Consider the following 2,537-nt stretch of genomic DNA (forward strand, 5'->3'; position numbering starts at 1 on the left):
AGTGTTTTTGTAAAATTTATTTCGAAAATTTTCTAAATGATAAATATTATCAATGTAGTAAATAAGCGGTTTTTAAAAGCTTGTTAAGTAATGGATTTATAAAAAGTAAATTGCGTGATAATGAGAATGAGAATTACATGGAAAATCATTATTGTTTGTAGAACTGTTTATTTTTGGTAACAATTCTGATTAAGCCGATAGATCTTATTAGTCAAAGTGTACTTTTACCTATATTGGAGAACATATTTTAAGTATAATAAGATATATATAATAGAAATAGTATAAGGAGGCGCTATGGCGTTTATTAGATATTATGTGGGCGATATAGTACAAATGAAAAAATCGCATCCCTGTGGCAGTGATGAGTGGGAGGTCAAGCGCATAGGTACAGATTTTCTTATCGTTTGTAAAGGTTGTGGTCATCAGTTGTTGATGCCTCGCCCTAAATTTGAAAAGGCCGCGAAGAAAATAGTATCGCGCTTGCCTGAAAATGAATGAGGTAGGACTATGGTGCGACTCACTGATTATGTTACGAGTGGAGGCTGTGCGTGTAAGATTGGTCCTCATATATTAGAACGTGTTTTAAAGGCCGTTGCACCTGTTACAAATGAACATGTTCTAGCTGATATGACTGGTGCTGATGATGCAGGGGTATATCAAATTTCTGATCAACTTGCCCTTGTACAAACATTGGATTTTTTCACGCCTGTTGTCAATGACCCTACGTTATTCGGTAAAATTGCAGCGGCTAATGCATTGAGCGATGTATATGCGATGGGGGGGACACCTCTAACGGCGATGAACATCGTTGGATTTCCTGTTCCCTTAGTAGAACAAGGGGTATTGACGGATGTACTCAATGGGGCTGCGTCCATTGTTTCTGAATCTGGTGCAGCCATTGTAGGTGGTCACAGCATCGAAAATAAGGAACCTATTTTTGGCATGTCGATTACCGGTCAAGTTAATCCTAACGAGATTTGGAAGAATAAAGGCGCTCGAGTAGGGGATGTATTGGTGTTAACGAAACGCATCGGCACAGGTATTATGAATAATGCGTTGAAAGCTGATTTATTTCCTACTGGTACGGCGCAGGCGGTTGCTAGCATGAGTGCGTTGAATCGCGTGGCTGCTGAGGTGGCCCATAACTTTACAATTCATGCGTGTACTGATGTGACGGGCTTTAGCCTTATGGGTCATTCTGTAGAAATGGCGAGTGCCTCTAATGTGACGATTCATATCAAGATTTATGATATTCCGCTCTTTGATGACGTCATTGACGCGGCTCGAATGGGCCTTGTACCAGCGGCATCCTATGGCAATCGTAAGGCTATTACAGATGTACAAGTAGATAAAATATTAGATTCTGTGTGGACGGATATTCTCTTTGATCCACAAACATCAGGCGGTCTTTTATTCTCTGTGTCTGCTGCAGAAGGACCGGATTTGGTAAAAGCTTTACATGATGTGGGCGTTGAAGGTGCCACTATAGTTGGTGTAGTTGAAAGCTTTAGTGGCTTAGCGGTACGTGTCACTAAATAAGATATATTACAATTTTGATTTTAATAGTATATAGAGTAGTTGGGCGTTGATGCTTTCACAAAATATATAATAGTATTGAGGTAAATGATGAGTAATACGAATGAATTAACTGTAGATGTGCGTGGCAGTTTGTGTCCAAAACCTGTGATTGAAACGAAGAAGGTAAGCGATGCAAATCCAGACGCGATTATTACTACCATTGTAGATAACGAGGTGAGTCGCGATAATGTAGAGAAATTTGGGAAGTCTCGTGGCTATGATGTGGCAATTGGACAAGATGGTATAGATTTTTTTATTAAACTTACGCCGAATGTAGAACCTGCACCGGAAATTGGTTGCAAACCTATGAATTATAGTGACCGCATCATTTTGATGACGAAAGATTATCTTGGTGAAGGTAGTGAAGAGCTTGGCCGTAATTTGATGAAAACCTTTTGGGTGTGCATGGTTGAAGCCGATGTGAAACCATCTACAATTTATTTCATCAATAGTAGCGTTAAAATGGTAACCAACGATTCTGTTCATTTAGACAATATTAAAAAGTTAGCTGATCTTGGTGTTGAAATTGCTGCATGTGGCATTTGTCTTGACTATTATGGTCTAAAAGATCAAGTGGGGGTAGGCTCTATTACAAACATGTATGCGATTACAGATGCTATCGTTGGGGAAAACCTTGTTAAACTATAATACTCGTATCTATGTTGTAAATGATTAAGCAATATTATTGGAGGTGAGGCGTTGAACAATAAAAAGTTGCTTGTCGTTTTTACATCCTATTATTTTGGGGATAAGGCGGACAGAATATTAACGGAACTTTCAGTGCCTCACCAATTGATGGCTACACCGCCAGAATTGAATGATATGTGTGGGTTGTCCATTCAAATAGACTTGAATACTGTAGAACAAGTTCAGACTATCCTAAAAGAACAAAAGATTAGTACGTCAGGCTTATTTTGGTATGAAAAAGGGAAACCAGTTTTAGCTTATAAAGATTAAAT

Annotated in this window: 4 protein-coding genes; all 4 read left to right on the forward strand. The window is 38.7% G+C overall.

Annotation, left to right across the window (positions count from 1 at the left end):
* Window positions 1–294 precede the first annotated feature (294 nt).
* The 4 genes from RYP29_RS08885 to RYP29_RS08900 all read left to right on the forward strand — a co-directional run bounded on the left by RYP29_RS08885 (window position 295) and on the right by RYP29_RS08900 (window position 2,535).
* A complete protein-coding gene (locus RYP29_RS08885) occupies window positions 295–498 on the forward strand; it encodes a DUF951 domain-containing protein (RefSeq protein ID WP_005379561.1) in 204 nt (67 codons plus the stop codon).
* A gap of 9 nt (window positions 499–507) precedes the next feature.
* Entirely contained in the window at window positions 508–1,539 is a 1,032-nt protein-coding gene (selD, locus tag RYP29_RS08890; protein ID WP_311533214.1) for a selenide, water dikinase SelD, read from the forward strand.
* 87 nt (window positions 1,540–1,626) lie between these two features.
* Window positions 1,627–2,226 (forward strand): sulfurtransferase-like selenium metabolism protein YedF, encoded by a 600-nt coding sequence (gene yedF, locus RYP29_RS08895; RefSeq protein WP_009661793.1) that lies wholly within the window; start codon window positions 1,627–1,629, stop codon window positions 2,224–2,226.
* 51 nt (window positions 2,227–2,277) lie between these two features.
* Entirely contained in the window at window positions 2,278–2,535 is a 258-nt protein-coding gene (locus tag RYP29_RS08900; RefSeq protein WP_311533216.1) for a DUF3343 domain-containing protein, read from the forward strand.
* Window positions 2,536–2,537: the final 2 nt, after the last annotated feature.

The organism is uncultured Veillonella sp. (genome assembly GCF_963534045.1).
Classification (GTDB): Bacteria; Bacillota; Negativicutes; order Veillonellales; family Veillonellaceae; genus Veillonella.